This is a genomic window from Ottowia sp. (assembly GCF_047601385.1).
Lineage (GTDB): Bacteria > Pseudomonadota > Gammaproteobacteria > Burkholderiales > Burkholderiaceae_C > Ottowia.
This window is the reverse complement of the sequence record NZ_JASGJP010000001.1, coordinates 3,355,726-3,382,263: the sequence shown is the minus strand read 5'-3', so window position 1 is coordinate 3,382,263 and position 26,538 is coordinate 3,355,726. Positions and strand designations below refer to the sequence as shown.

Annotated in this window: 24 protein-coding genes and 1 pseudogene; 3 read left to right on the top strand and 22 right to left on the bottom strand. The window is 69.3% G+C overall.

Translation table 11 applies throughout. The features are described from left to right. Positions 1-52: 52 nt before the first annotated feature. Positions 53-1,849 (bottom strand): GspE/PulE family protein, encoded by a 1,797-nt coding sequence (locus tag QM772_RS16420; protein WP_415138336.1) that lies wholly within the window; start codon positions 1,847-1,849, stop codon positions 53-55. Beyond that, entirely contained in the window at positions 1,846-2,601 is a 756-nt protein-coding gene (locus QM772_RS16415; RefSeq protein WP_415138334.1) for a spermidine synthase, read from the bottom strand. Before QM772_RS16415 ends, QM772_RS16420 begins: the two co-directional genes overlap by 4 nt. A 173-nt stretch (positions 2,602-2,774) precedes the next feature. Here QM772_RS16415 and QM772_RS16410 point away from each other — a divergent pair, with 173 nt between their 5' ends. Further along, entirely contained in the window at positions 2,775-3,599 is an 825-nt protein-coding gene (locus QM772_RS16410) for a mechanosensitive ion channel family protein (protein ID WP_415138332.1), read from the top strand. A 137-nt stretch (positions 3,600-3,736) separates the two neighbouring features. Here the strand turns inward: QM772_RS16410 and glmM are convergent, their stop codons facing one another. The 4 genes from glmM to QM772_RS16390 all read right to left on the bottom strand — a co-directional run bounded on the left by glmM (position 3,737) and on the right by QM772_RS16390 (position 8,843). Further along, the gene (gene glmM, locus QM772_RS16405; protein WP_415138330.1) at positions 3,737-5,095 is read right to left on the bottom strand and encodes a phosphoglucosamine mutase; all 1,359 of its coding nucleotides are present in this window, start codon (positions 5,093-5,095) and stop codon (positions 3,737-3,739) included. A 70-nt stretch (positions 5,096-5,165) separates the two neighbouring features. Then, positions 5,166-6,017 carry a dihydropteroate synthase gene (folP, locus tag QM772_RS16400; protein ID WP_415138328.1) on the bottom strand — a complete coding sequence of 284 codons (852 nt, stop codon included), beginning with the start codon at positions 6,015-6,017 and terminating at the stop codon, positions 5,166-5,168. Positions 6,018-6,077: 60 nt separating this feature from the next. After that, on the bottom strand, positions 6,078-7,988 hold the full coding sequence (gene ftsH, locus QM772_RS16395; protein ID WP_415138326.1) for an ATP-dependent zinc metalloprotease FtsH: 1,911 nt from the start codon (positions 7,986-7,988) through the stop codon (positions 6,078-6,080). Positions 7,989-8,192: 204 nt separating this feature from the next. Continuing rightward, positions 8,193-8,843, bottom strand: coding sequence for an RlmE family RNA methyltransferase (locus QM772_RS16390; RefSeq protein ID WP_415138324.1), 651 nt, complete (start codon positions 8,841-8,843; stop codon positions 8,193-8,195). 107 nt (positions 8,844-8,950) lie between these two features. Between QM772_RS16390 and QM772_RS16385 the strand changes: the two genes are divergently transcribed. Together QM772_RS16385 and QM772_RS16380 are read left to right on the top strand one after the other, a co-directional pair. After that, on the top strand, positions 8,951-9,424 hold the full coding sequence (locus QM772_RS16385; protein ID WP_415138322.1) for a YhbY family RNA-binding protein: 474 nt from the start codon (positions 8,951-8,953) through the stop codon (positions 9,422-9,424). 70 nt (positions 9,425-9,494) lie between these two features. Further along, complete coding sequence (locus tag QM772_RS16380; protein ID WP_415138321.1) at positions 9,495-10,217, top strand: glycosyltransferase; 723 nt, start codon at positions 9,495-9,497, stop codon at positions 10,215-10,217. 73 nt (positions 10,218-10,290) lie between these two features. Here QM772_RS16380 and QM772_RS16375 read toward each other — a convergent pair whose 3' ends face one another. The 16 genes and pseudogenes from QM772_RS16375 to bamA form a co-directional block, all read right to left on the bottom strand. Beyond that, positions 10,291-11,184, bottom strand: a complete 894-nt coding sequence (locus QM772_RS16375; RefSeq protein WP_415138319.1) for a Kdo hydroxylase family protein — start codon at positions 11,182-11,184, stop codon at positions 10,291-10,293. Between the two features lie 6 nt (positions 11,185-11,190). Further along, a complete protein-coding gene (locus tag QM772_RS16370; protein WP_415138317.1) occupies positions 11,191-11,601 on the bottom strand; it encodes a DUF4149 domain-containing protein in 411 nt (136 codons plus the stop codon). A gap of 144 nt (positions 11,602-11,745) precedes the next feature. Continuing rightward, positions 11,746-12,222 (bottom strand): transcription elongation factor GreA, encoded by a 477-nt coding sequence (greA, locus tag QM772_RS16365; RefSeq protein ID WP_415138315.1) that lies wholly within the window; start codon positions 12,220-12,222, stop codon positions 11,746-11,748. A 114-nt stretch (positions 12,223-12,336) separates the two neighbouring features. Then, a pseudogene (locus QM772_RS16360) lies at positions 12,337-13,066 on the bottom strand (alpha/beta hydrolase). A gap of 80 nt (positions 13,067-13,146) precedes the next feature. After that, positions 13,147-16,419, bottom strand: a complete 3,273-nt coding sequence (gene carB, locus QM772_RS16355; RefSeq protein WP_415138313.1) for a carbamoyl-phosphate synthase large subunit — start codon at positions 16,417-16,419, stop codon at positions 13,147-13,149. A 10-nt stretch (positions 16,420-16,429) separates the two neighbouring features. Next, a complete protein-coding gene (locus QM772_RS16350; protein ID WP_415138311.1) occupies positions 16,430-17,098 on the bottom strand; it encodes a hypothetical protein in 669 nt (222 codons plus the stop codon). Next, a complete protein-coding gene (locus tag QM772_RS16345) occupies positions 17,091-17,453 on the bottom strand; it encodes a hypothetical protein (RefSeq protein ID WP_415138309.1) in 363 nt (120 codons plus the stop codon). The genes QM772_RS16350 and QM772_RS16345 overlap by 8 nt, the downstream gene beginning before the upstream one ends. Then, positions 17,450-18,628, bottom strand: coding sequence for a glutamine-hydrolyzing carbamoyl-phosphate synthase small subunit (carA, locus tag QM772_RS16340; RefSeq protein WP_415138307.1), 1,179 nt, complete (start codon positions 18,626-18,628; stop codon positions 17,450-17,452). The genes QM772_RS16345 and carA overlap by 4 nt, the downstream gene beginning before the upstream one ends. Positions 18,629-18,788: 160 nt before the next feature. Next, entirely contained in the window at positions 18,789-19,562 is a 774-nt protein-coding gene (locus QM772_RS16335) for a TrmH family RNA methyltransferase (RefSeq protein ID WP_415138305.1), read from the bottom strand. Then, positions 19,559-20,188: a ribonuclease HII gene (gene rnhB / locus QM772_RS16330; RefSeq protein ID WP_415138303.1), complete on the bottom strand. Its 630-nt coding sequence runs from the start codon at positions 20,186-20,188 to the stop codon at positions 19,559-19,561. Before rnhB ends, QM772_RS16335 begins: the two co-directional genes overlap by 4 nt. Further along, positions 20,160-21,365 carry a lipid-A-disaccharide synthase gene (gene lpxB / locus QM772_RS16325; RefSeq protein WP_415138301.1) on the bottom strand — a complete coding sequence of 402 codons (1,206 nt, stop codon included), beginning with the start codon at positions 21,363-21,365 and terminating at the stop codon, positions 20,160-20,162. Before lpxB ends, rnhB begins: the two co-directional genes overlap by 29 nt. A gap of 2 nt (positions 21,366-21,367) precedes the next feature. Next, a complete protein-coding gene (lpxA, locus tag QM772_RS16320; RefSeq protein ID WP_415138299.1) occupies positions 21,368-22,156 on the bottom strand; it encodes an acyl-ACP--UDP-N-acetylglucosamine O-acyltransferase in 789 nt (262 codons plus the stop codon). A gap of 19 nt (positions 22,157-22,175) precedes the next feature. Further along, entirely contained in the window at positions 22,176-22,619 is a 444-nt protein-coding gene (gene fabZ / locus QM772_RS16315) for a 3-hydroxyacyl-ACP dehydratase FabZ (protein WP_415138297.1), read from the bottom strand. A gap of 60 nt (positions 22,620-22,679) precedes the next feature. Beyond that, positions 22,680-23,666, bottom strand: a complete 987-nt coding sequence (gene lpxD / locus QM772_RS16310; RefSeq protein ID WP_415138295.1) for a UDP-3-O-(3-hydroxymyristoyl)glucosamine N-acyltransferase — start codon at positions 23,664-23,666, stop codon at positions 22,680-22,682. Between the two features lie 55 nt (positions 23,667-23,721). Next, a complete protein-coding gene (locus QM772_RS16305) occupies positions 23,722-24,204 on the bottom strand; it encodes an OmpH family outer membrane protein (RefSeq protein ID WP_415139634.1) in 483 nt (160 codons plus the stop codon). Between the two features lie 35 nt (positions 24,205-24,239). Beyond that, positions 24,240-26,537, bottom strand: a complete 2,298-nt coding sequence (bamA, locus tag QM772_RS16300; protein WP_415138293.1) for an outer membrane protein assembly factor BamA — start codon at positions 26,535-26,537, stop codon at positions 24,240-24,242. Position 26,538 lies beyond the last annotated feature (1 nt).

Below are 26,538 nucleotides of genomic sequence, written 5' to 3'. Positions count from 1 at the left end.
AAAGTGGCGCGGCGACAACAGGCAAACGCGTTTCTTCGGGGTATTCACCTAGTCAGCTCAGCGGCGGTGTCGCGGAAATGACTTCGGCCAGCGTCGTCGCGCCCTCGGAAGCGCGCAGCGCGCCGGCCAGCCGCAGCGGGCGCATGCCGTCGGCCACGGCCTGCTTGCGCAAGGCCGGCAGGGCGACGTCGCCGTGCACCTGCGCGCGGAAGGCATCGCTCACCGTGAGCAGCTCGTAGATGCCCATGCGGCCGCGGTAGCCCGTCATGCGGCAGTCGACGCAGCCCACCGGCTTGTAGGGCCGGTAGGCGCCGCTGTTGATCTTCCAGGGCTTGACGGCTTCGGCCAACAGCTGGGTCGAGGCCGCCTCGTCCGGCTGCTTGCAGGCCGGGCAGAGCGTGCGCACCAGGCGCTGCGCCAGCACGCCCAGGATGGTGGCGTTCAGCAGGTAGGCCGGCACGCCCAGCTCCATCAAGCGCGTCAGCGCCGAGGGGGCGTCGTTGGTGTGCAGGGTGCTGAACACCAGGTGGCCCGTCAGGGCGGCCTGCACGGCCATCTCGGCCGTCTCCAGGTCGCGGATCTCGCCGATCATGATGATGTCCGGGTCCTGCCGCATCAGCGCCCGCACGCCCTCGGCGAAGCCGAAGTCCAGCTGCGGCTGCACCTGGGTCTGGTTCAGGCGCGGGTCGATGTTCTCGATCGGGTCCTCGATGGTGCTGACGTTGACCTCCTCCGTGGCCACGCGCCGCAGCGTGGAGTACAGCGTGGTGGTCTTGCCGGAGCCGGTGGGCCCCGTCACCAGAATGATGCCGTTGGGCCGCGCGACCAGCCGCTCCCAGCGCTCGGCGTCATGCGGGCTGAAGCCCAGCGCCGCCAGGTCCTTGACGGCGGTGTCGGGGTCGAAGATGCGCATCACCAGCTTCTCGCCGAAGGCGGTGGGCAGCGTGGCCAGGCGCATCTCGACCTCGTCGCCGGCGGGCGTGCGGGTCTTGATGCGGCCGTCCTGCGGGCGGCGCTTTTCCACCACGTCCATGCGGCCCAGCAGCTTGATGCGCGCGGTGATGGCGTTCATCACCCCCGGCGGCACCTGGTAGACCGGGTGCAGCACGCCGTCGATGCGGAAGCGGATCACGCCCTGCTCGCGCCGCGGCTCCAGGTGGATGTCGCTGGCGCGCTGGTCGAAGGCGTACTGCCACAGCCAGTCGACCACCTGGATCACGCCCTGGTCGTTGGCATCCAGCGGGCGGCCCGAGCGGCCCAGCTCCACCAGCTGCTCGAAGCTGGCCGCGCCGGCCGCGCCGCCGAGCTTCTGCGCCGCCCGCACCGACTTGGCGAGGGCGAAGAACTCGGCGGTGTAGCGCTTGATGTCGGCCGGGTTGGCCACCACGCGCCGCACGCCGCGGCGCGCCTGGCGCTCCACTTCGCCCACCCAGTCGTCGATGAAGGGCTCGCTGGTGGCCACCACCACCTCGCTGGGCGACACCTGCACCGGCAGCACCTTGTGACGCTCGGCGTAGCTGGCGCTCATGGTGTCGGACACCTTGCCGGCGTCCACCTTGAGCGGGTCGATGCGCAGGTAGTCCAGCCCGGCGCGGCGGGCCAGGTATTGCGTCAATTCCTCCACGTCCATCGGCTGGCCGTCGCGGGCGCGCTCGACGCCCACCGCGGCCAGCCGCACCAGCGCCGGCTGCGCGCTCTCGGCCTGCGAGCAGCGCGCGATGGTGCGCGTGGCCTCGGCGGCGGTGATGACATCGTCTGCCCGCATCCAGTCCACGAGCTGGCGCCACTGCACCGGGCCGTGATGAGAAAACGCCGGCTCCAGCGGCACGGGCTTGGTGTTGCGCTTCATCGTTCGATCGCCTTGAAAACCTTGAGCCATTTGCGCGCCGGCAATGCCCAGCGCGCCTCCACCGCCTCGGCCTGCGCCTGTAGCGCCGCGCGCTTGGGCCGCGTGGGCGTGCGCTGCGCCAGCACCACGGCGTTGCCCTCGCGCGTGGGCTTGAAGGCCCACACGGCACGCGCGCCGAAGGCCTCGGCGATGCGCGCCAGGCTGCGCTCGAAGCTGGCCGAGCGGCCGAACAGGTTCACCGCCATGCAGCCGTCGTCGGTCAGCAGGCGGCGGCAGTCGGCGTAGAACTCGGCGCTGTCGAGCACGGGGGCGGCGGCCTCGTCGTCGTACAGGTCCACGGCCAGAGCATCGACAGTACCGAACCACTCCTCGCGGCGGATTTCCCGCGCGGCGTCGGCGATGACCACGCGCAGGCGCTCGTCGTCGGGCGGCAGCCGCAGCCAGGCGCGGCAGACGTCGGCCACGCGCGGGTTCAGCTCGACGGCGGTGCAGGTCATGCGCAGCTTCTTGTAGCAGAACTTGGTGATGGCGCCGGCGCCCAGGCCGAGCTGCATGGCGTGGCGGCCGGCCACCGAGGCGGGCGGCGCGAACAGCAGCCAGGCCATCATGCGCTGCACGTATTCCAGGTCGATGTCGAACGGCGCGTCGATGCGCATCGAGCCCTGCACCCACTCGGTGCCCAGGTGCAGGTAGCGCACGCCGTCGCTTTCGGACAGGTTGACCTCGCTCGGGGGGGACAGGTCTCGCTTCAAAGTGGGCCGAAGCGTATCACCAGAGGGCGGCGGCGGCATCGGCTTTACGCTGGCCGCCACGCGGGCGTGATCTACGTCACGGTGGGGGCCACGCATGCGTCTGGGCGGCCAATGCCGTGGCAGAGTTCCGGCGCCCGCTACCATCCCTCCCTTTCACAACGGAACCCGGCACCATGAACACGCAGGACATCTGGACTTTCATCACCACGCAGGGCGCGGACTTCGGCATCAAGCTGCTGACGGCCATCGCGGCCTGGATCATCGGCCGCTGGCTGATCGGTCTGGCCGTGGGCCTGATGGGCAAGATCTTCGAGCGCGGCGGCAAGATCGACGCCACGCTGGCGCACTACCTGAAGTCGATCACCTCGGTGCTGCTGAACATCGTCCTGATCCTGGCGATACTGGACATCTTCGGCGTCAAGACCACCTCGTTCGCGGCGCTGCTGGCCGGCGCGGGACTGGCCATCGGCGCGGCCTGGAGCGGCATGCTGGGCAACTTCGCCGCCGGCGTGTTCATGCAGGTGCTGCGGCCCTACAAGGTGGGCGACTTCATCAGCGCCGGCGGCGTGGTGGGCACGGTGAAGGAGCTGGGCCTGTTCGCCACCACCATCGTCACGCCCGACAACGTGATGACGGTGGTGGGCAACGGCAAGGTGTTCGGCGACAACATCCAGAACTACAGCGCGCTGCCGGTGCGCCGGGTGGACTGCGTGGCCAAGGTGGCCAACAGCGTGAACCCGCTGGACGCCATCGCGCGGCTGAAGCCGGTGATCGCCGCCATCCCCAACGTGGCGGCCGAGCCGGCGCCGGACGTCGAGATCCTGGAGTTCACGCCCGAGGGCCCCAAGCTGTGCGTGCGCCCCTACACCCACACCGACCACTACTGGCAGGTCTACTTCGACACGCACAAGGCCATCGTCGAGACCTTCGGCGCCGCCGGCTACCCGGTGCCGGAGACGCCGGTGGCGTACCGCAGCAGCGGCGCGGGTTCAGTATAAAAAGCCCCCACGCTCTCCCGCTTCGCGTGGTGCGCTGCCCCCCGAGGGGGGGCGTTTTTGCCTTGGGACGGCCCAGCGGCAAAAAAGGCATCCAGCGCCCGTCCAGCAAGCGCCGGCAGCTATCACAGGTATAGCAATCAAGCCACGGCGGCGGCCAGCCGCTCGGCGCAGCGCCGGGCCTGGGCGCCGTCGGCCGCCTCCACCATCACGCGCAGCAGCGGCTCGGTGCCGCTGGCGCGGATCAGCACGCGGCCTCCGCCGCCCAGCTCGGCCTGCACGGCGTCGGTCTCGGACTTCAGCCGCGTGCTGGCCTGCCAGTCGGCGCCGGGTTGCAGGCGCACGTTGATCAGCACCTGCGGGAACAGCGGCACGTCGGCCAGCAGATCGGCCAGGCCGCGGCCTTGCTGGGCACAGGCTTGCAGCACCTGCAAGGCGCTGATGAGGCCGTCGCCCGTGGTGTGCTTGTCCAGCACCAGCAGGTGGCCCGAGCCTTCGCCGCCCAGCAGCCAGCCGCGGCGGTGCAGCTCCTCCAGCACGTAGCGGTCGCCCACCTTGGCGCGCACGAAGTCGAAGCCTTGCCGGCGCAACGCCTGCTCCACCGCCAGGTTGGTCATCAGCGTGCCGACCACGCCGGCCAGCCCCGGGCTGCGCTGGCCGGGGCCGCGCAGCGCGGCGTCGCGCGCCAGGCGATCGGCGGCGAGCACGTAGAGCAGTTCGTCGCCGTTGTAGAGGCGCCCGGCGGCATCGACCATTTGCAGCCGGTCGGCGTCGCCGTCAAGCGCGATGCCGTAGTCGGCGCGCTGCTCGGTGACGGCGCGCACCAGCGCCTCGGGGTGCGTGGCGCCCACGCCCTGGTTGATGTTCAGCCCGTCCGGCGCGCAGCCGATGGCCACCACGTCGGCGCCCAATTCGTGGAACACCTTGGGCGCGATCTGGTAGGCAGCGCCGTGCGCGGCGTCCACCACGATCTTCAGGCCGCGCAGGCTGAGGTCGTGATTAAAGCTGCTCTTGCAGAACTCGATGTAGCGGCCGGCCGCGTCGTCCAGCCGGCGCGCGCGGCCGAGCGCGGCCGAATCGGCCCACTGCGGCGGCTCGGCCAGCACGGCCTCGACCTCGCGCTCCCAGGCGTCGGGCAGCTTGGTGCCGTGGGCGCTGAAGAACTTGATGCCGTTGTCGGGGTAGGCGTTGTGGCTGGCGCTGATGACGGCGCCCAGACTGGCGCGCTGCGCCCGCGTGAGATACGCCACGGCCGGCGTCGGCACCGGGCCCAGCAGCACCACGCCGGCGCCGGCGGAGTTCAGGCCCGACTCCAGCGCGCTCTCCAGCATGTAGCCGGAGATGCGCGTGTCCTTGCCGATCAGCACCACCGGGCTCTGCTGGTGGCGCTTGAGCACGCGGCCCACGGCGTGGCCGAGCCGCAGCACGAAGTCGGGCGTGATGGGCGTCTGCCCCACGGTGCCGCGGATGCCGTCGGTGCCGAAGTAGTGGCGGCTCATGGGGTGTCTCCTGGTTGCATGGTCAAATTGGCCTCCAGCGCCCGCTGGTCAAGCGCCGGCAGCTATGATTTTAGTAGTTTTCACGGACCTGCCGCCACACAGCCAGCGCCTGCACCGTCTCGCGCACGTCGTGCACGCGCACGATGCGCGCGCCGCGCTCCACCGCCATCAGCGCCGCCGCCACGCTGCCGGCCACGCGCGCCTCGGGCGGCGGCGGTGCTGTTGCGCTGCCCTGCACGGCCGCGCCGATGGACGACTTGCGCGACCAGCCCACCAGCAGCGGGTAGCCGGCCGCCAGCAGCTCGTCCTGCCGCGCCAGCAGCGCGAAGTTCTGCGCCACGGTCTTGCCGAAGCCGATGCCGGGGTCCAGCACGATGCGGCTGCGGTGCACGCCGCGCGCCTGCAGCGCCTGCGCGGCCTGCTCCAGGAAGAGCAGCACCTGCGGCACGGCGTCGCCCGCCATGGGCGCGGCCTGCATGGTCTGCGGGTCGCGGTGCATGTGCATCAGGCAGACGCCGCAGGCCGGGTGGCCCGCCACCACCTCGGCCGCGCCGGGCCGGCGCAGCGCCCACACGTCGTTGAGGATGTCGGCGCCCAGGTCGAGCACGGCGGCCATCACCTCGGGCTTGGCGGTGTCCACCGAGACCGGCACGTTCAGCCCCACCGCCTCGCGCACCACGGGCAGCACGCGTGCCAGTTCTTCATGGAGCGGCACGGCGGGGCTGCCAGGGCGGGTGGACTCGCCGCCGATGTCGAGGATGTCGGCGCCCTCCCGCAGCAGCTGCTCGCAGTGGCGCAGGGCCGAGGCGGCGTCGGCGTGCCGGCCGCCGTCGGAGAACGAGTCGGGCGTGACGTTGACGATGCCCATCACACGCGGGCGGGCGAGGTCGATCTCGTAGCGGGTGGTCTTCCAGCAGGACATGGGGCTTTGCAAACGCAACGCGGGGCACGAGGCCCCGCGTGAATGACAGGCGATGGAGGATCAGGCGACGGTAGGCGCCGGATCGGGCTTGGCGGCGGGCGGCGTGCCGCTGCCGCCGGAGAACGGCGCGCGCGGCGTGAAGTCCTTGGGCGGACGCGGCGCGCGGCCGGCCATGATGTCGTCGAGCTGCTCGGCGTCGATGGTCTCCCATTCGAGCAGCGCCTTGGCCATGGCGTGCATCTTGTCCTGGTGCTCCTCGATCAGGCGGCGCGCCAGGGCGTACTGCTCGTCGATGATGCGGCGCACCTCGGCATCGACCTTCTGCATCGTCTCCTCCGAGATGTTGGTGGTCTTGGTGACGCTGCGGCCCAGGAACACCTCGCCTTCGTTCTCGGCATAGACCATGGGGCCCAGGGCCTCGCTCATGCCGTACTTCATGACCATGTCGCGCGCCAGGTTGGTGGCGCGCTCGAAGTCGTTGCTGGCGCCGGTGGTCATCTGGTTCATGAACACCTCTTCCGCGATGCGGCCGCCGAACAGCATGCTGATCTGGTTCAGCATGTATTCCTTGTCGTAGCTGTAGCGGTCGTTCTCGGGCAGGCTCATGGTCACGCCCAGGGCGCGGCCGCGCGGGATGATGGTGACCTTGTGCACCGGGTCGCATTTGGGCAGCAGCTTGCCGATCAGCGCGTGGCCCGACTCGTGGTAGGCCGTATTGCGGCGCTCCTCCTCGGGCATGACCATGCTCTTGCGCTCGGGGCCCATGAAGATCTTGTCCTTGGCCTTCTCGAAGTCCTGCATCTCGACCACGCGCGCGTTGCGGCGCGCGGCCATCAGCGCGGCCTCGTTGCACAGGTTGGCCAGGTCGGCGCCCGACATGCCGGGCGTGCCGCGCGCGATGATGCTCGGGCTCACGTCCTGGCCGATGGGGATCTTGCGCATGTGCACGTTCAGGATCTGCTCGCGGCCGCGGATGTCGGGCAGCGTGACGTAGACCTGGCGGTCGAAGCGGCCCGGGCGCAGCAGGGCGGCGTCGAGGATGTCGGGGCGGTTGGTGGCGGCCACCACGATCACGCCCAGGTTGGTCTCGAAGCCGTCCATCTCGACCAGCATCTGGTTCAGCGTCTGCTCGCGCTCGTCGTTGCCGCCGCCCAGGCCGGCGCCGCGCTGGCGGCCCACGGCGTCGATTTCGTCGATGAAGATGATGCAGGGGGCGTTCTTCTTGGCGTTCTCGAACATGTCGCGCACGCGGGCCGCGCCCACGCCGACGAACATCTCGACGAAATCAGAGCCCGAGATGCTGAAGAACGGCACCTTGGCCTCGCCCGCGATGGACTTGGCCAGCAGCGTCTTGCCGGTGCCCGGGGGGCCGACCAGCAGCAGCCCGCGCGGGATGCGCCCGCCCAGCTTCTGGAATTTCTGCGGATCCTTCAGGAAATCGACGACTTCCTTCACCTCTTCCTTGGCCTCGTCGCAGCCGGCCACGTCGGCGAAGGTGACGGTGTTGTTGTTCTCGTCGAGCATGCGCGCCTTGCTCTTGCCGAAGCTGAAGGCGCCGCCCTTGCCGCCGCCCTGCATCTGGCGCATGAAGTACACCCACACGCCGATCAGCAGCAGCATCGGGCCCCAGGACATCAGGATGCTGACCAGCAGCGACGGCTCGTCGCGCTGCTTGACGTCGAACTTGACGTTGTGGTTGATCAGGTCGCCGATCAGGCCGCGGTCCAGCGCCGAGGCGTTCACGCGCACCCGCCGGTCGTCGGTCATCACCGCGATGATGTCGCCGCCGCCCAGGCCATCAGGGATGGTGGCCTGCTTGACGCGGTTGCCGCGCACCTCTTCCAGGAAGTCGGAATACGCCATCTGGTTGGCGCTGGCCATACGGCCGCCGTCGAACTGCTTGAACACGGTGAACAGCACCATCGCGATCACCAGCCAGACGGCGATCTTCGAGAACCATTGATTCTTCAAGGCCTACGCTCCAGTCACGAAAAATGCCCCGGCTTTCTTGGCCTTGGGGCGGCCCGGCGGCAAAAACCCGGCAATGCCGCGCATATGCAGGCCATTCTAGGCTTTTCAACCGCGCCGGCACGCGGTGGAGTCCCTTCGACCCCGGGGCTGAAGGCGGCATTTGCCGCGAAAGCCGATACAACTGCTTTCAACACTTGACGCCCATCAAGCCTCAGGCGCCCTGCCCGCCTTCAGCCCGATGCCCACCAGAAAGGTCTCGGCCGAGCGGTCGCGCGAGGCCTTGGGCTTCTGCGGCTTGACCACGCGGAACGTCTCCTTGAACAGCTTCACCAGCTGGCTGTAGCCGCTGCCGTGGAACACCTTGACCACCAGCGCGCCCTCGGGCTTGAGGTGCTGCCGGGCGAAATCCACCGCCAGTTCCACCAGATGGCTGATGCGCGCGGTGTCGCTCGACGCGATGCCCGACAGGTTGGGCGCCATGTCCGACACCACCAGGTCCAGCGGCTGGCCGCCCACCGCGTCGTGCAGGCGCGCCAGCACCGCGCCCTCGCGGAAGTCGCCCTGCAGGAAGGTCACGCCCTCGATCGGCTCCATCGGCAGGATGTCCAGCGCCACCACGGTGTCTGCGGGCGCCAGGCGCCGGCGCAGGTACTGGCTCCAGGCGCCGGGGGCCGAGCCCAGGTCCACCACGCGGTGGCCGGGCTTGACGAGCCCCAGCGCCTCGTCGATCTCCTTCAGCTTGTAGGCCGCGCGGGCGCGGTAGCCGTCCTTCTGCGCCAGCTTGACGTAGGGGTCGTTCAGGTGGTCGTTGAGCCAGGCCTTGTTGACCTTCCTGCTCTTGGATTTGACTTTCATATTCTTGTATTTTGAACGGACAACCGGCATCGCCGGCTGCGTCGCAGGCTAATTTCGCGCAGTGAAGTCAAGGCGCCATGGCGCCGGCCGTGGACATAATACGGACCATGCCGCAGATCGAACTGACCCCCACCGAGCGCAAAGCGCACCGCGCCGAGGCGCACCACCTGGACCCCGTGGTCATGATCGGCGGCGATGGCCTGACGGCGGCGGTCAGGAAAGAGACCGACGCCGCGCTGAACGCCCACGGCCTGATCAAGATCCGCGTGCTGGGCGACGACCGCGCCGCGCGCGAGGCCATCTACCAGCAACTGGCCGACGAGCTGAATGCCGCGCCCATTCAGCACATCGGCAAGCTGCTGGTGCTGTGGCGGCCCAAGCCGCAGAAGGCGCGCGCCGACGACGAGGAGCGCGGCGCCGGCCCCAAGGACGTGAAGGTGATGAAGTACAGCAAGCGCGGCGGCCAGCGCCCCGAGGTGCGCGTGGTGCGCGTGCTGGGCAACCAGCGGCTGACGCCCGGCGGCAAGCTGAAGAAGGCGCAGCCCAAGCAGAAATCCGTCAAGCGCAACCGCGCGGATTGACGCCGCCCGTTACTACAAAATAGAGAGCTGCCAGCGCATGCCAGATCAGCGCCAGAGGCATATTTTGTGCATGAAATGGGGTACCAAGTACGGCCCTGAATACGTCAACCGCCTGTACGGCATGGTGCGCCGCCACCTCTCGGGCGACTTCAACTTCGTCTGCCTGACGGACGACGGCCACGGCATCCGCCCCGAGGTGCAGTGCCTGCCCATCCCGCCGCTGAACCTGCACCTGAAGCCCGGCCAGCGCGACGGCGCCTGGAAGAAGCTGACCACCTTCGAGGCCGACCTGCACGGCCTGCGCGGCACGGCGCTGTTCCTGGACCTGGACGTGGTGGTCGTCGGTAGCCTGGACGGTTTCTTCACCCAGCCGGGCGAGTTCCTCATCATCCACGACTACCCGCGCTTCTGGCGCTTCGGCGAGCGCATCGTCGGCAACTCGTCGGTGTACCGCTTCGCGCTGGGCGCGCACGCCGACGTGCTGGCGCACTTCCGCGGCCACATGGGCGAGGTGCAGCGCGAGTACCGCAACGAGCAGGAATTCCTCTCGCACTTCCTGCACCGCCAGGGCAAGTTGAGCTACTGGCCGGCCGCGTGGTGCCCGAGCTTCAAGTACCACTGCATCCCCGCCTGGCCCACCAACTACTGGAAGCCGCCCTTCGTGCCGCCTGATGCGCGCATCGTCATCTTCCACGGCGAGGTGAACCCGCCCGACGCGCTGGCCGGCAAGCGCAACAAGCGTTTCGCGCACATCCAGCCCGCGCTGTGGGTCGGCGAGGCGTGGAAGGCTTGACCCAGGTTTTATGAGTCAAATCGGCCTCCAGCGCCCGTCCAGCAAGCGCTGGCAGCTACTCAGTTGATAGCAATCAGCACGCGGTGCCCGCGCCGACGCCGATGAGCGGACGCCCCACCAGCCGCGTGAGGATCGCCAGCGGGCTGGCCTGCGGATTGGCCTCGCGGCCCGGCGGCAGGTAGAGCGTCTGCTCCATCATGTACTGGCCGCTCATCACCGCGTGCGTGGCCTGGTCCGAATAGCACACCCACACGCTGCCGGCCGCGAACGGCACGCTGACCTGCGTGCCCGACTTCTGGTAGACCTCGTCGAACTTCATCAGGTCGTGCAGTTGCAGCATCAGGTGGTCGTACTCGCTGCGCAGCGACTTGGTCACGTGCAGCGCGTTCAGCACCTGGGCCTGCCACAGCCGGTAGGGCTTGGCGCGCGGCAGGAACTGGCGCGCCACCGCCTCGAACGCATCGCCCACGCGCCACACGCGCGGCACGCCGGCCGGGTTGACGTTGGCGAACACGCGCAGGATGCGCTCGCCGTAGTTGGGGCGCGAGGGAAAGGCGTCCACGTGCAGGCGCTGGTCGTCGGCGCGCACCGACTGCGCGCGCGTCTCCACCTGGCGCGGCCGGAAGCTCGTCGGCGCCACGCGCAGCTGGCCCCGGTATTCGGGCAGCAGAGCATCGACGAACTGCTGCGCCTGCTGGCGGAAGCGCCCGATCATGGCGGCCAATTGCCGCTGCTCGGCCGCCGTGCCGCCCGCGCCCTTGAGCACGCCGTCGGCGCCCAGGCTGACGTTGCGCGACTCAGGCGCCAGCATCTCCTCGCGCAGCAGCGGCTTTTCATCCGGCAGCACCTCGAAGCCCAGGCGCGGGAAGTACAGCACCTGGCCGCTCTCGACGGCGGCCGTCCACTCGGGCCGGCCGTGCGCCTGGCGCCAGTCGGTGAAGTCCAACTCGACGATGGGTGATTGCATGCTCAGTCAGGCTCGATGGGTCTGCCGCCACAGCACGGCCAGGGCGCACAGCCACTGCACGGCGTACATCGCGGTGCCCGCGCCGTGCCACAGGGCCAGATTGTCGCGCGCGCGGATGTGCGGCGCCGCCAGGTATTCGATCAGCAGCGCCAGCAGCATGCCCGCCACGACCAGCAGCAGCGTGGTTCGCACCCGATCATCCCGCCCCTCGGCGGCAGGGCCCTTGAGCAGGATCAACAGCAGCACGCCGCAGGCCAGCGACACCCACGACTGCGCCGTGAACAGCCGCGCCGCCACCGACCCGGCGATGGCCGGCGACGGCAGGCTGGCGAACAGCGTCGGTACCGCGATGAAGCCCAGGCCCGTCAGGCAGCCCCACCACAGGGCCGCGGCCAAGGTCGCCATGCGCTGCTGCATTAGCTGACCCGTCCCACGAAGTCAGATGGCCGCGGAGCAGGCCATGCCAGCGAACGCCGTGCTCGGGCTTGTACCGAGCACTGGCGTTGTCCCCCCTCCCGAAGAGAGAGGGGGGAAGGCGCCGAAGGCGACTCAGGGGGGTGTTCACACATACCGAACAGCAATGATCTCGTAGTGCTTCACGCCGCCCGGCGCCTGCACTTCGGCGGTGTCGCCCTCCTCCTTGCCGATCAGGGCGCGCGCGATGGGGCTGCCGACGTTGATCAGCCCCTGCTTCAGGTCGGCCTCGTCCTCGCCCACGATCTGGTAGGTGACCTGTTCGCCGGAGTCCTCCTCCTCCAGTTCCACCGTGGCGCCGAACACCACCTTGCCGCCGGCGTCCAGCGCGGCCGGGTCGATGATCTGCGCGGCGGCCAGCTTGCCCTCGACCTCCTTGATGCGGCCCTCGATGAAGCCCTGGCGGTCCTTGGCGGCGTCGTACTCGGCGTTCTCGCTCAGGTCGCCCTGCGCGCGCGCCTCGGCGATGGCGTTGATGACCTCCGGGCGGTCCTTGGTCTTCAGGCGGTGCAGCTCGGCCTTGAGCTGCTCGGCGCCGCGCTTGGTGATGGGAATGGTGCTCATGTCCGTCGTCGTTGCGGGTTGTCAAAAAAGCGACACCGCCGGGCGTTGGCCGGGCGGTGTCATGCGCAGGATTATGCCGTGTGCCGGGCGGCGGTCAATGCGCGCCCAGGCCCTTCAGTCCCGGCCCGCCCTTTCGATGCTGTCCGCCGCCAGCGCCGGATCGCTGAAGCAGAATCTCATGGCTGCCCTGGCACTCCACCAGCCGGAACAGGCCCAGCCGCTCCGACAGGCGCGGGTGCCAGGGCAGACTGTGCGGCATGGCCGTGTCCTGCCGGGCATTGAGGTAGCTCTTGCCGATGTCCAGCGCCGCCAGCGGCACGGGCAGGTGCGCGGGCTCGGTGAAGGTGCGGTAGGGATGGGGGTTGAGCAGCGCGTAGCTGCTTTTCGCCAGCGCCTCGTCCGCGTCGTTGATGAAGGCTTCGCGCCAGATGGGGTACGGCAGCATCACCGCGTTGCCACTGGCCGCCGCGACCTGGTCGAACAGCGCGCGGTAGTGCGGCGGCACCATGTCGTTGAGGCACTCGCCATCCTGCGGCACGAAGGCGTTCCAGTACACCAGCCGGCGGACGCGGCCCGGCAGCCGCGCCGGCATGTGGCTGATGACCATGCCGCCATAGCTGTGCCCGACCAGGCGCACGTCGGTCAGGTTGTTGCTTTCGATGAAGGCCGCGAGCGAATCCACCGCGTCGGCCAGGCCGACGGCCGCGCGGTCGTCGCCTGGCCGGTTGCCCGCCAGCGTGGGGCAGTGCACGGTGTGGCCACGCGCGCGCAGGTGGCCGGCCACGGCCTCCATCTCCGCGCCGGTGTGCCAGGCGCCATGAACCAGGACATAGGTATCCGCCATCGTCGTCTCCTTGAAATCATTGCCGACCGGGCCATTCGCCCTGCGCCGACATTATGTTGGAGAGAAGGCGGCAGGCCGGCTCAGGCGGCAGCCAGCTGCGCGTGCATGGCCTGCACCGAGACCACGCCCAGCTTGTCCGCGAACTTCATGCCCTCGACAGCCGCCTCGGCGCCGAAGATGGTGGTGATGGTCGGCACGCGCGCCAGCAGCGCGCTGGTGCGGATGGCACGGCTGTCGGCGATGGCGTTGCGGCGCTCTTCGACGGTGTTGATGACCATCGCGATCTCGTTGTTCTTGAGCATGTCCACGATGTGCGGGCGGCCCTCGGTGACCTTGTTCACCGTCTCGCAGGGCACGCCGGCCGCCTCGATGGCCGCCGCCGTGCCGCGTGTGGCGATCAGCCGGAAGCCCATGGCCGCCAGCTCGCGCGCGATCTGCACCGCCTGCGGCTTGTCGGCGTTCTTCACCGTCAGGAACACCTTGCCGGCGGGCGTGCCGTCGGCCTTCAGCGGGCGCGGCAGGCGCTCGCCGGCGCCCATCTGGGCCTTGATGTAGGCCTCGCCGAAGGTCTTGCCCACGCCCATCACCTCGCCGGTGGACTTCATCTCGGGGCCGAGAATGGTGTCCACGCCGGGGAACTTGACGAACGGGAACACCGCCTCCTTGACGCTGAAGTACGGCGGCGTGACCTCGGCGCCGATGCCCTGCGCATCCAGCGTCTGGCCGGCCATGCAGCGCGCGGCCACCTTGGCCAGCTGGATGCCGGTGGCCTTGCTGACGAAGGGCACGGTGCGGCTGGCGCGCGGGTTCACTTCCAGCACGTAGATCACGTGCTGGCCGTCCTTCTCCTGGATGGCGAACTGCACGTTCATCAGGCCGACCACGTTCAGCGCCTGCGCCATGGCGGCGGTCTGGCGCTTGAGTTCGTCCACCGTGGCCTGCTTCAGGTAGTACGGCGGCAGCGAGCAGCCCGAGTCGCCCGAGTGCACGCCGGCCTGCTCGATGTGCTCCATCACGCCGCCGATCAGCACGCGGCCCTGCGCATCGCGCACGGCGTCCACGTCGCACTCGATGGCGTCGGACAGGAAACGGTCGAGCAGCACGGGCGAGTCGTTGCTGACCTTCACCGCCTCGCGCATGTAGCGCTCCAGGTCGCGCTGCTCGTGCACGATCTCCATCGCGCGGCCGCCCAGCACGTAGCTGGGGCGGACCACCAGCGGGTAGCCCAGCGCCTGCGCCTTCTCCAGCGCCTCGGCCTCGGTGCGGGCGGTGGCGTTGGGCGGTTGCAGCAGCTTGAGTTGGTGCAGCAGCTTCTGGAAGCGCTCGCGGTCCTCGGCGGCGTCGATCATGTCGGGCGTGGTGCCGATGATGGGCACGCCCTCGGCCTCCAGGCCCAGCGCCAGCTTCAGCGGCGTCTGGCCGCCGTACTGCACGATCACGCCGGTGGGCTTTTCCTTGTCGACGATCTCCAGCACGTCCTCCAGCGTCAGCGGCTCGAAGTACAGGCGGTCGGAGGTGTCGTAGTCGGTAGAGACGGTCTCAGGGTTGCAGTTGACCATGATGGTCTCGTAGCCGTCCTCGCGCATGGCGAGGGCGGCGTGCACGCAGCAGTAGTCGAACTCGATGCCCTGGCCGATGCGGTTGGGGCCGCCGCCGAGCACCATGATCTTCTTCTTGGCCGTCGGCTCGGCCTCGCACTCCTCGTCGTAGGTGGAGTACATGTAGGCGGTGTTGGTGGGGAACTCGGCCGCGCAGGTGTCCACGCGCTTGAACACCGGGCGCACGGAAAGCAGCCGGCGAGCCTCGCGCACGGCCTTGTCGGTGGTCTTCAGCAGTTTGGCAAGCCTACGGTCCGAGAAGCCTTTCCGCTTGAGCGCCAGCAGCTCCTCTTTCGATAGCTTTCCGAGCGCCGCCTCGCCGTGCTCGGCGGTGTGGCGGTCCAGGTCCAGCTCGATCTTCACGATCTGCTCGATCTGCACCAGGAACCACTTGTCGATCTTGGTGAGCTGGTGCACTTCATGGAGCGACCAGCCGGCGGCGAAGGCGTCACCCACGTACCAGATGCGCTCGGGGCCGGGCTCGCCCAGTTCCTTCTCCAGCACCTCGCGGTCCTGGGTCTTCTCGTTCATGCCGTCCACGCCCACTTCCAGGCCGCGCAGGGCCTTCTGGAAGCTCTCCTGGAAAGTGCGGCCGATGGCCATGACCTCGCCCACGCTCTTCATCTGCGTGGTCAGGCGGTTGTCGGCGGCGGGGAACTTCTCGAACGCGAAGCGCGGGATCTTGGTGACCACGTAGTCGATGGTCGGCTCGAACGACGCCGGCGTGGCGCCGCCGGTGATGTCGTTGCGCAGTTCGTCCAGCGTGTAGCCCACGGCCAGCTTGGCGGCGATCTTGGCGATGGGAAAGCCCGTGGCCTTGGAGGCCAGCGCCGACGAGCGCGACACGCGCGGGTTCATCTCGATGACGATCATGCGGCCGTCCTTCGGGTTCACCGAGAACTGCACGTTGGAGCCGCCGGTATCCACGCCGATCTCGCGCAGCACGGCGATGCTGGCGTTGCGCATGAGCTGGTATTCCTTGTCGGTCAGCGTCTGCGCGGGGGCGACGGTGATCGAGTCGCCGGTGTGCACGCCCATCGGGTCGAGGTTCTCGATCGAGCAGACGATGATGCAGTTGTCCGCCTTGTCGCGCACCACCTCCATCTCGTACTCCTTCCAGCCGAGCAGCGACTCCTCGATCAGCAGCTCGTTGGTGGGCGAGGCTTCCAGGCCGCGCTTGCAGATGGTCTCGAACTCTTCCGGGTTGTAGGCGATGCCGCCGCCTGTGCCGCCCAGCGTGAAGCTGGGGCGGATCACGGTGGGAAAGCCCACGAGCTTCTGCACGCCCCAGGCCTCCTCCATGCTGTGCGCGATGCCGGAGCGCGCCGAGCCCAGACCGATCTTGGTCATGGCCTCCTTGAACTTCAGGCGGTCCTCGGCCTTGTCGATGGCCTCGGGCGTGGCGCCGATCAGCTCGACGTTGTACTTGGCCAGCACGCCGTGGCGCCACAGGTCCAGCGCGCAGTTCAGCGCCGTCTGGCCGCCCATGGTGGGCAGGATGGCGTCGGGGCGCTCCTTGGCGATGATCTTCTCGACCGTGGGCCAGGTGATCGGCTCGATGTAGGTCACGTCGGCCGTGGCCGGGTCGGTCATGATCGTCGCCGGGTTGCTGTTGATCAGGATGACCTTGTAGCCCTCCTCGCGCAGGGCCTTGCAGGCCTGCACGCCGGAGTAGTCGAACTCGCAGGCCTGGCCGATGACGATGGGGCCGGCGCCGATGATGAGGATGGTGGCTAAGTCGGTTCTCTTGGGCATGGGAACGGGTCTAGAAAAGCGTGGAAGACGGCACCTTGCACGTTTCCATGGCGGTCAGCAGGGGTTCGAGCACCATGGCCTGGCCGGCGCGGCGGCCGCGCTGGCGCGCGGTGGCAGGCTCATCGCCCAGGCTGCTGGTGATGCCGTCGATGCGCAGGGCCTGGCGCAGGTCGGCATAGCCGGCGCCGGTGGTCAGCTGCATGAACTCCTTGAGCTGGCCGGGCGTGGCGCCTTGCATGATGGCCCGCGCGTTGGCGCGCTGGCCCGTCAGCTCCTCCTGGCCGCCGGCCATGATCAGCTTGCCGAACAGTTCGGCGCCGCCATGGCTCAGGATGCGGATGGCCTCGTCGGCCTGGCCGGGGTGGCGCTCCACGAACCGGCGTGCGTCGGCGCGCTGGAAGGCCGCCACCTTCTCCGGCGTCAGTTCCGCGCGCAGGCAGCGCGTCTGCTCCGGCGTGACCTTGCCGGGCGGCAGGTCGTGCACCGGCCAGCGCGGGTTGCGCTCGGCCACCACGCGCACGACCTCGCCCACCGGCACGGCCTGCGCGAACAGCTCGCCCAGGCGCTCGGCGCGCGCGTCCGGCGGCCGCGGCGGCATCTGCGCGCAGCCGGCCAGCAGCGCGGCCGCGATGCCGACGCCCAGGTGCCCGCTCCACAGCCAGCGCAGACGGTCAAGCATGGCGGTCTTCATCCAGCTTGCGCAGCAGGGCCTGCACGCGGTCGGCGGGCATGTTCTTCTGCATGAGCTGCACCAGGCCGTCGCCCTCGATCATGGGGCGCAGCACCTCGGCCTCGGCGTCGTAGAACTTCACGTCCCAGGCCGCCAGCTCGCCGTTGAATTCCTCATCGGTCCAGGTCTTGCCCTTGGCCAGCAGCGTGATCAGCGGCATGGCCTTGAACTCCATGAAGGACTTCTTGTAGGGCTTCTGCGACCAGCGGTCGGTGAACCACGCCTTGTGCGGCGGCGGCAGGGTCAGCATGCGCTTGGCGATGGCCTTTTCGAGGGCCGCTTGCGGAAAGGCGTAGAGCTTCATGCTGTTTTCTCCCTGTGTGTGCGCATGGACTGGATGAAGCGGTCGAACAGGTAGCCGATGTCGTGCGGGCCAGGCGAAGCCTCCGGATGGCCCTGGAAGCAGAACGCGGGCCGGTCCACGTAGGCCAGCCCCTGCAGCGTGCCGTCGAACAGGCTGATGTGCGTGGCGCGCACGTTGGCGGGCAGGCTGTTCATGTCCACGGCGAAGCCGTGGTTCTGGCTGGTGATGCTGACGCGGCCCGAATCCAGCTCCTTGACGGGATGGTTGGCGCCGTGGTGGCTGTTCTTCATCTTGAAAGTCCTGGCGCCGCAGGCCAGCGCCATGATCTGGTGGCCCAGGCAGATGCCGAACACCGGCAGGCCGCGCTCGACCAGCGTGCGCGTGGCCTCGATGGCGTAATCGCACGGCTGGGGGTCGCCCGGGCCGTTGGAGAGGAACACGCCGTCCGGCGACAGCGCCAGCACCTCGGCGGCGGGCGTGCGGGCCGGCAGCACGGTGACGCGGCAGCCGCGCTCGGCCAGCATGCGCAGGATGTTCTGCTTGACGCCGAAGTCATAGGCGACGACGTGGAACCGAGGCGCGCCCTGCGTGCCGTAGCCCTCGCCCAGATGCCACTCGGTCTGCGTCCATTCGTAGGGCTTGTCGGTGCTGACCACCTGGGCCAAATCCAGCCCCACCATCGGCGGCGCGGCGCGGGCGGCGGCCAGCGCGGCGTCGATGCGCGCGGGCGTTGCCGCCTCGCCCTCGGCGAGGCCGGCGATGGCGCCGTTCTGCGCGCCTTTCTCGCGCAGGATGCGCGTGAGCTTGCGGGTGTCGATGCCGGCGATGGCCGTGGTGCGCTCGGCCTTCAGGTAGTCGCTGAGCGTACGCTGGCTGCGGAAGTTGCTCTCCAGCAGCGGCAGGTCCTTGACGATCAGGCCGGCGGCCTGCACCTTGCCGGATTCCACGTCCTCGCCGTTCACGCCGGTGTTGCCGATGTGCGGGTACGTCAGGGTGACGATCTGCTGGCAGTAGCTGGGGTCGGTCAGGATTTCCTGGTAGCCGGTCATGGCGGTGTTGAACACCACCTCGCCGGCCGCGGTGCCGACGGCGCCGATGGATTGACCGATGAAGACGCTGCCGTCGGCGAGGGCCAGGATGGCGGGCGGGAATTTGCCCTCTAGGGACGAAAGCACAGGGTTCTCCGATGGTTGCGGTCGCCCGTGCGCGCGGCCCCGCAACCCGCGGGCTGCGGCGGCTCGTCTGAAGAAGGAGGTGCTTCGGCTGCGGTCGGGGCGACGCTGTTGCGAGAAAAGCCTCCAAGTATAACCGGGCGCCGCCTCGCGGGCGGGGCGCTCAGCCCCGTGCGATGGCGCTGGCGTGCAGGCAGATCGCCGCTGCGGCGGCGACGTTCAGAGACTCCTCGCCGCCCGGCTGCGCGATGCGCAGGCGCTGCGCCGCGCGCGCTTCGATGCGCGGGTCCACGCCCTGCCCTTCGTGCCCCAGCACCCAGGCGCAGGGCCAGGGCAGCGCGGCGCGGTGCAGCAGCTCGCCCTCGTGCGAACTGGTCGCCAGCAGCGGCACTTGCAGCGCCGCCAGGTCGTCGAGCACCAGGCCCTCCACCAGCCGCAGCCCGAAGTGCGCGCCCATACCGGCGCGCAGCACCTTGGGCGACCACAGCCCCGCCGTGCCCGTGAGCGCCGCCACCTGCGCGAAGCCGAACGCCGCCGCGCTGCGCAGGATGGAGCCGGCGTTGCCGGCGTCCTGCACGCGGTCGAGCACCACGGTGGGCGCGTCGGGCAGCAGCGCCGGCGCGGCGGGCAGATCAATCACGAAAGCCACCGGCGCGGGCGATTCGAGGCCGCTGACGTGCGCCATCAGCGCTTCGTCCAGAACTACGGTTTTGATAGCTGCCAGCGCTTGTCCAGCAAGCGCTGAAGGCCAAAAAGACTCTGAAAAAACCGCGAGCTGCGGCCGCACGCCACGGGCCAGCGCGGCGCGGCACAGGTGGTCGCCCTCGACCCACACGCGGCCCTGCTTGCGGTAGGCGCCGCCGTCCTGCGCCAGGCGCTTCAAGTCTTTGACGAGTGGGTTGTCACGCGAGGTGATGCGCAGCGGCTCGGTACTCATGCGGCAGCCCTTGTCAACACGGCCGCCACCGGCGCGAAGCTGCGGCGGTGGTACTCGCACGCCCCGTGCGCGCGCAGCGCCGCCAGGTGCGCCGCCGTGCCGTAGCCCTTGTGGGCGGCAAAGCCGTACTGCGGAAAGGCGCCGTCGATCTCCGCGCACCAGCGGTCGCGGTGCACCTTGGCCAGGATCGACGCGGCCGAGATCGCCGGCACGAGTGCGTCGCCGCCCACCACCGCCTCGGCGCGCATGGGCAGCGTGGGCAGGCGGTTGCCGTCCACCAGCACCTTGGCCGGCGGCAGGCGCAGGCCGGCGACGGCGCGCTGCATGGCGAGCAGCGTGGCTTGCAGGATGTTCAGGCGGTCGATTTCCTGCACCGACGCCTCGCCGATGGCGCAGCACAGCGCCTTGGCGCGGATCTCGTCGAACAGCCGCTCGCGCCGCAGCGCCGTGAGCTTCTTGGAATCGGCCAGGCCGTCGATGGGCTGGCGCGGGTCGAGGATGACCGCCGCCGCCACCACCGGGCCGGCCAGCGGGCCGCGCCCGGCCTCGTCCACGCCGGCCAGCAGGCCGGGCGCGTCCCAGTCCAGGGCGGTTTGTTCAGCGCGCAAGAAGCGTCTCGATCGCATCGGTGGCCAGGCGCGCGGTGTCGCGCCGCAAATCGTGGTGCAGCGCGGCGAAGCGCGCCTCGGTGGCGGCGATTTTCTCAGGCGCAGCCAGCCAGTCCAGCACGGCGCGCGCCAGCGCCTCGGGTGTGGCCGCATCCTGCACCAGCTCCGGCACGACGAAGGGCGCGCCGGGCCGGTCGGCCGCCTGGCGCGCCGTCATGCCCGGCGGGCGGCGCAGCCACTCGGGCGGCGCGCACAGGATGTTGGGCAGGCCGATCCACGGCAGTTGGCGCTTGGCCGCCATCAGCCGGTAGCTGAGCGCTGGCATGGCGTAGGCGATGACCATCGGCCGCTTGAACAGCGCCGCCTCCAGCGTGGCGGTGCCGCTGGCGATCAGCGTCACATCGCAGGCGGCCAGCGCGGCGTGCGACTGGCCGGGCAGCACGGCGATGGCATCGCCCAGCCCGCTGGCCTGCGCCAGCGCCTGCACGCGCGGCAGCAGGCGCGGCACCGTGGGGACTATGAATTTCGTAGCTGGCAGCGCTTGCTGGACAAGCGCTGCGGCCTTGAAAAACCTTGAACCCAGGTGATCGACCTCGGCCGTACGGCTGCCTGGCAGCAGCGCCACCACGGTGCCCTGTTCGGGCAGCCCCAGCGCGCGCCGGGCGGCGGCGCGGTCAGGCTGCATCGGAATCACGCTGGCCAGCGGGTGGCCCACGTAGCTGGCGGCGATGCCGGCCTCGGCCAGCCATTCGGGCTCGAACGGGAACAGGCACAGCACGTGGTCGGCGGCGGCTTGCAGCTTGCGCAGCTTCTCGGGCCGCCAGGCCCAGAACGAGGGGCTGACGAAGTGCAGCGTCCTCAGGCCGGCGCTTTTCAGGCGCGCCTCCAGGCCGAAGTTGAAGTCCGGCGCATCGACGCCGATGAACAGATCGGGCCGCTCGGCCAGCAGCCGGTCGCCCAGCTGACGGCGGATGCGCAGCAGTTCGGGCAGGCGCGGCAGCACCTCCAGGTAGCCGCGCACGGAGAGCTTCTCGATGGGCCACCAGGCCTCGAAGCCGCGCGCGGCCATCTCGGCGCCGCCGATGCCGGCCGCGCGCAATCCGGGCCAGCGGGCCTTCAGCGCATCGAGCAAGTGGCCCGCCAGCAGGTCGCCTGAGGGTTCTCCGGCGACCAGTGCGAAGCGCGGGGCGTTCACGGCTAGCGCACGATGCCGCGCGCGGCCGATGCCAGGAAAGCCTGCATCAGCGCGATGTCCGCATCGGCCTCGGCCACCTCGCCGCGCAGCGCGTCGATCTGCTGGCGCGCGGCATCCAGCGTGAGGCCCTTGCGGTAGAGCAGGCGGTACATCTGCTTGACGAGGGCGATGCGCTCGGGCGTGTAGCCGCGGCGGCGCAGGCCCTCGGCGTTGATGCTCTGCGCTTCCGCCGGGCTGCCGGCGGCGGTGACGAAAGGCGGCAAGTCCTGCGACAGGCGGGCCTGGAAGCCCGTCATGGCATGGGCGCCCACGCGCACGAACTGGTGCACACCGGTCTGCCCGCCCAGGAACACCCAGTCCCCCAGGTGCACGTGCCCGGCCAGTTGCACGGCATTGGCGAGGATCGTGTGGCTGCCGATCTGGCAGTCGTGCGCGACGTGCACGTAGGCCATGATCCAGTTGTCGTCGCCCACGCGGGTGACGCCGGCGTCCTGCACGGTGCCGGCGTTGATGGTGACGAACTCGCGGATGGTGTTGCCGTCGCCGATTTCCAGGCGCGTGGGCTCGCCGGCGTACTTCTTGTCCTGCGGCTCGGCGCCGATGCTGGCGAACTGGAAGACGCGGTTGTGCGCGCCGATCGTGGTGCGCCCTTCGATCACGCAGTGCGCTCCCACCGTGGAGTGCGCGCCGATGCGCACGTGCGGACCGATGACGGCGCAGGGCCCGACTCGCACCGAGCCGTCGAGCTCGGCCTGGGGATCGACCAGCGCGGTGGGGTGGATCTCAGCCATGGGCGACCGAAGCCGTCCGTCAGCCGACGTCGCGCATGGTGCACATGATGGCCGCCTCGCAGGCCACGTCGTCGCCCACCATGGCCTTGCAGTTGAAGCGGTAGATGCCGGCGCGCGCGCGCTCCAGCGCCGCATGCAGGATGAGCTGGTCGCCCGGCTCCACCGGCCGCTTGAAGCGCGCACCGTCGATGCCGACGAAGTAGAACACCTGATCCTCGCCGAGCGCGATGCCCTCGGTCTCGAACGACAGCAGCGCGCAGGTCTGCGCCATCGCCTCCAGCATCAGCACGCCGGGCATGACCGGACGCGCGGGGAAATGCCCGGTGAAACAGGGTTCGTTGACGGTGACGTTCTTGACCGCGCGAATGGTCCGCGCCTGCAGGTCGATGTCGAGCACGCGGTCCACCAGCAGGAACGGGTAGCGGTGGGGCAGCTTGGTCAGGATGCGGTGGATGTCCATCATGCTCGATGCTTCTGTTTTGGTAGCTGGTAGCGCCCGCCAGACGGGCGCAGGAGGCCTATTTTATGCTTCATCCTCGTCGGGAAGCAGCCTTTCGAGGTGCTTGACACGCTCGCGCAAGCCATGGATGTGCTTGAGGGTGGCGGCGTTCTTCTCCCAGGCGCCGTTCTCGTCGATCGGGAAGAACCCGGTGTAGTGCCCGGGCTTGAGGATCGAGCGCGTGACGATGGAGGCCGAGGAGATGTGCACGTGGTCGGCGATGGTGAGGTGTCCCAGGATCATGCCGGCCCCGCCCACCGTGCAGTGCGCGCCGATGCGCGCGCTGCCGGCCACGCCCACGCAGCCGGCCATCGCCGTGTGCCGGCCGATGTGGCAGTTGTGGCCGATCTGGATCAGGTTGTCGAGCTTGACGCCGTCCTCGACGACGGTATCTTGCAGCGCGCCGCGATCGATGCAGGTGTTGGCGCCGATCTCCACGTCGTCGCCGATGCGCACGGCGCCGAGCTGCTCGATCTTCTCCCACGCGCCCTCGCGCGGCGCGAAGCCGAAGCCGTCGCCGCCGATCACGGCGCCGCTCTGGACGATGCAGCGCGCGCCGATCACGCAGTCCTCGCCCACGGTGACGCGAGGGTGCAGCACCGTGCCGGCGCCGATGCGCGCGCCGCGGCCGACGAAGCAGAGCGCGCCGACGCTGGCGCTGGAATCGACGAAGGCGCCCTCCTCCACCACAGCGCTGGGATGGATGCCGGGGCGCGCCGCGCCGCCGTGCAAGCGCTTCCAGAGCTGCGTCACGCGGGCGAAGTACAGGTGCGGATCGGCGGCGACGATGCAGTCGCCCCGGCTGCGCGCGGCCTCGGCCAATGCCGGGCCGACGATGACGCAGCCGGCCCGGGTACCGGCCAGCAGGTGCGTCAGCTTGGGGTTGACCAGGAAGCTCAACTCGGACGGTTCGGCGCCTTCCAGCGGCGCCAGGCGCGCGAGGAGCCGGTCGGGGTCACCGAACAGATCGCCGCCCAGGGCCTGGACGATGGCGCCGGTTCGCAGGGTCATGACAGGCGCCTTCTCCAGTTAGGGCAGCCGCATCATCGGCGTGCGGCCGCCGCGCTCACTTGCCGGCGTTGAGCGCCTTGATCACCTTGTCGGTGACGTCGAGCCGGGGATTGATGTAGACGGCCTCCTGCAGGATGACGTCGTACTTCTCGGCCTCGGCCACCTGTTTCACCACGCGGTTGGCGCGGTCGATGATCTGCTGGAGCTCTTCCTGCTTGCGGGAGTTCAGGTCTTCCTGGAACTCGCGGCGCTTGCGCTGGAACTCGCGGTCCTGGTCCATCAACTGGCGCTGGCGCGCTTGGCGCTGGCTCTCGCTCATGGTGGCGCCCTCGCGCTCGAATCGCTCGGACGCGGTCTTGAGCGCCAGGCCGGTATCGTCGATCTCCTTCTCGCGGCGCGAGAACTCCTGCTCCAGCTTGGTCTGCGCGGCCTTGGCCGGCGCGGCCTCGCGCAGGATGCGGTCGGTGTTGACGAAACCGATGCGGGCCGCGGCCTCCTGCGCGAACGCCGGCGCCGCGCACAGCACCGCACCCACCATGGCCGCGGCTGCCGCGCCGCGCGAAACGAACTGCTTCAAAACGATGTCCCGATCTGGAATTGCAAACGTTGGATTCTATCGCCGGGCTTCTTGCGCAGCGGCACCGCGAAGGCAAAGCGCAGCGGACCCAGGGGTGAGATCCAGCTGAAGCCCACGCCGGTGGAATAGCGCAGCGCGTCGCCCGAAATCTTCTCGTCCTCGCCGTACAGCGCGCCGGCGTCCACGAAGGCGAACAGGCGCAGCGTGCGGTCGTTGCCCGCGCCGGGGAAGGGCGTGATGAACTCGGTGTTGACCGTGAACTTGCGGGTGCCACCGATGTAGGCGCCGGTGACGTCGCGCGGCCCCAGGGTGGACTGCTCGTAGCCGCGCACCGACCCCAGGCCGCCGGAGTAGAAGTTCTTGAACACGGGAAACGGCCGCCCGTTCAGCCCCTTGCCCCAGCCCAGCTCGCCATTGAAGGCCAGCGTGTACTGTTTGGACAGCGGCACGAACTGCTGGTACTGGTAATTCCCTTTGACGTAGCGCGCATCGCCGAACAGGCCCAGCTCGCCCGTCAGGCGCTGGTAGCGGCCGGAGTTGGGTGCCAGCGCGCTGTCGCGCGAGTCGCGCGACCAGCCCAGCGTGAACGGGAAGGCCGAGCTGGTGTAGCCGAACTTCTCGGCATAGGCCAGGTACGCCGCCGGGATGTTGGTGCCCGGCTTGATGCGCGTGCGCTCGGCGTTGATGCCCAGGTACACGCGGTCGAGTTCGGTCACCGGCAGGCCGAACTTCAGGCCAACGCCCATGGTCACCAGCGTGTAGTTGCCGCCCTGGTCCTGGTAGGGCTTCTGCGTGCGGTAGTACACGTCCACGGTGCGCGAGACGCCGTTGACGGTGAAGTACGGGTCGGTCGCGCTGACGACCACGGTGCGGTTGTACTTGCCGGTGTTGAGCTGCAAGTCGAGCTTGTTGCCGGAGCCGAACACGTTTTCCTGCGACAGGCCGAAGGTGAACGAAAGTTTCTCGGACGACGAATAGCCGGCGCCGATCGAGATGTTGCCGGTGGGCTTTTCCTTGACCTCGACGTTCAGGTCCACCTGGTCGGGCGCGCCGGGCACCTCGGCGGTGGTGATGGACAGGTCGGTGAAGTAGCCCAGGCGGTCCACCCGGTCGCGCGAGAGGCGGATCTTCTCGGCGTCGTACCAGGACGATTCGAGCTGGCGGAACTCGCGCCGGATCACCTCGTCGCGCGTGCGCGTGTTGCCCTGGACGTTGATGCGGCGCACGTAGGCGCGGCGCGACGGGTCGGCGCGCAGCACGATGGCCACGCGGTTGTTGGCGCGGTCCACCTCGGGCACCGCCTCGACGGTGGCGAACGCGAAGCCGTAGTTGCCGAAGTGGTCGGTGAATGCCTTGGTCGTCTCGGCCACCTGGTCGGCGTTGTAGGGCTCGCCGGGCTTGATGGTGATGAGCGACTTGAACTCGTCGTCCTTGTCGAGGTAGTTGCCGTCGAGCGAGACGCCGGTGACGACGAAGCGCTCGCCCTCGGTGACGTTGACGGTCAGCGTGATGGCCTCCTTGTCCGGCGCCATGGCGACCTGGGTGGAGTCGATCTTGAAGTCGAGGTAACCGCGCGCCAGGTAGTACGAGCGCAGCGACTCCAGCGCGGCATTGAGCTTGGCGCGCGAATACTGGTCGCTCTTGGTGTACCAGGACAGCCAGCCGCCGGTGTCGAGATCGAACAGGCCCTTGAGCTGCGAATCGGAGAACGCCCGGTTGCCGACGATGTCGATGTCGCGGATGCGCGCCGGCCGGCCTTCGGTGATGTTGAAGGTCAGGCGCACCTGGTTGCGCTCCATCGGCGTGACGGTGGTCTGCACCTCGGCGCCGTACAGGCTGCGGTTGATGTACTGGCGCTTGAGTTCCTGCTCGGCGCGGTCGGCCAGCGCGCGGTCGTAGGGGCGGCCGGCGGCCAGGCCGGCGTCGCGCAGGGCGCCTTGCAGCACCTCGTTGGTGAATTCCTTGTTGCCGGCGAACTCGACCGAGGCCACCGTGGGGCGCTCCTGCACGATCACCACCAGCACGTCGCCGGCCACTTCGAGCCGCACGTCGGTGAACACGCCCAAAGCGTACAGCGCGCGGATGGCGGCCGCGCCCTTGTCGTCGTTGTAGGTCTCGCCGACCCGCACCGGCAGCGACGCGAACACCGTGCCGGGCTCGATGCGCTGCAGCCCCTCGACGCGGATGTCGCTGACAGTGAAGGGATCGACCGCCCAGGCCAGCTGCGAAGCCAGCGCGAGCGACGCCACGGCGGACACGGTGCGCAGGCGCAGTCGTTGTGCGATGAGATTCATG

Excerpts from the sequence above, each read along its gene's own strand:
- QM772_RS16420 (WP_415138336.1), bottom strand. The coding sequence starts at position 1,849 with ATGAAGCGCAACACCAAGCCCGTGCCGCTGGAGCCGGCGTTTTCTCAT.
- QM772_RS16410 (WP_415138332.1), top strand. The coding sequence starts at position 2,775 with ATGAACACGCAGGACATCTGGACTTTCATCACCACGCAGGGCGCGGAC.
- glmM (WP_415138330.1), bottom strand. The coding sequence starts at position 5,095 with ATGAGCCGCCACTACTTCGGCACCGACGGCATCCGCGGCACCGTGGGG.
- folP (WP_415138328.1), bottom strand. The coding sequence starts at position 6,017 with ATGTCCTGCTGGAAGACCACCCGCTACGAGATCGACCTCGCCCGCCCG.
- QM772_RS16390 (WP_415138324.1), bottom strand. The coding sequence starts at position 8,843 with ATGAAAGTCAAATCCAAGAGCAGGAAGGTCAACAAGGCCTGGCTCAAC.
- QM772_RS16385 (WP_415138322.1), top strand. The coding sequence starts at position 8,951 with ATGCCGCAGATCGAACTGACCCCCACCGAGCGCAAAGCGCACCGCGCC.
- QM772_RS16380 (WP_415138321.1), top strand. The coding sequence starts at position 9,495 with ATGAAATGGGGTACCAAGTACGGCCCTGAATACGTCAACCGCCTGTAC.
- QM772_RS16375 (WP_415138319.1), bottom strand. The coding sequence starts at position 11,184 with ATGCAATCACCCATCGTCGAGTTGGACTTCACCGACTGGCGCCAGGCG.
- QM772_RS16370 (WP_415138317.1), bottom strand. The coding sequence starts at position 11,601 with ATGCAGCAGCGCATGGCGACCTTGGCCGCGGCCCTGTGGTGGGGCTGC.
- greA (WP_415138315.1), bottom strand. The coding sequence starts at position 12,222 with ATGAGCACCATTCCCATCACCAAGCGCGGCGCCGAGCAGCTCAAGGCC.
- carB (WP_415138313.1), bottom strand. The coding sequence starts at position 16,419 with ATGCCCAAGAGAACCGACTTAGCCACCATCCTCATCATCGGCGCCGGC.
- QM772_RS16350 (WP_415138311.1), bottom strand. The coding sequence starts at position 17,098 with ATGCTTGACCGTCTGCGCTGGCTGTGGAGCGGGCACCTGGGCGTCGGC.
- QM772_RS16345 (WP_415138309.1), bottom strand. The coding sequence starts at position 17,453 with ATGAAGCTCTACGCCTTTCCGCAAGCGGCCCTCGAAAAGGCCATCGCC.
- QM772_RS16335 (WP_415138305.1), bottom strand. The coding sequence starts at position 19,562 with ATGAGTACCGAGCCGCTGCGCATCACCTCGCGTGACAACCCACTCGTC.
- rnhB (WP_415138303.1), bottom strand. The coding sequence starts at position 20,188 with ATGCGATCGAGACGCTTCTTGCGCGCTGAACAAACCGCCCTGGACTGG.
- lpxA (WP_415138299.1), bottom strand. The coding sequence starts at position 22,156 with ATGGCTGAGATCCACCCCACCGCGCTGGTCGATCCCCAGGCCGAGCTC.
- fabZ (WP_415138297.1), bottom strand. The coding sequence starts at position 22,619 with ATGATGGACATCCACCGCATCCTGACCAAGCTGCCCCACCGCTACCCG.
- lpxD (WP_415138295.1), bottom strand. The coding sequence starts at position 23,666 with ATGACCCTGCGAACCGGCGCCATCGTCCAGGCCCTGGGCGGCGATCTG.
- QM772_RS16305 (WP_415139634.1), bottom strand. The coding sequence starts at position 24,204 with ATGGTGGGTGCGGTGCTGTGCGCGGCGCCGGCGTTCGCGCAGGAGGCC.
- bamA (WP_415138293.1), bottom strand. The coding sequence starts at position 26,537 with ATGAATCTCATCGCACAACGACTGCGCCTGCGCACCGTGTCCGCCGTG.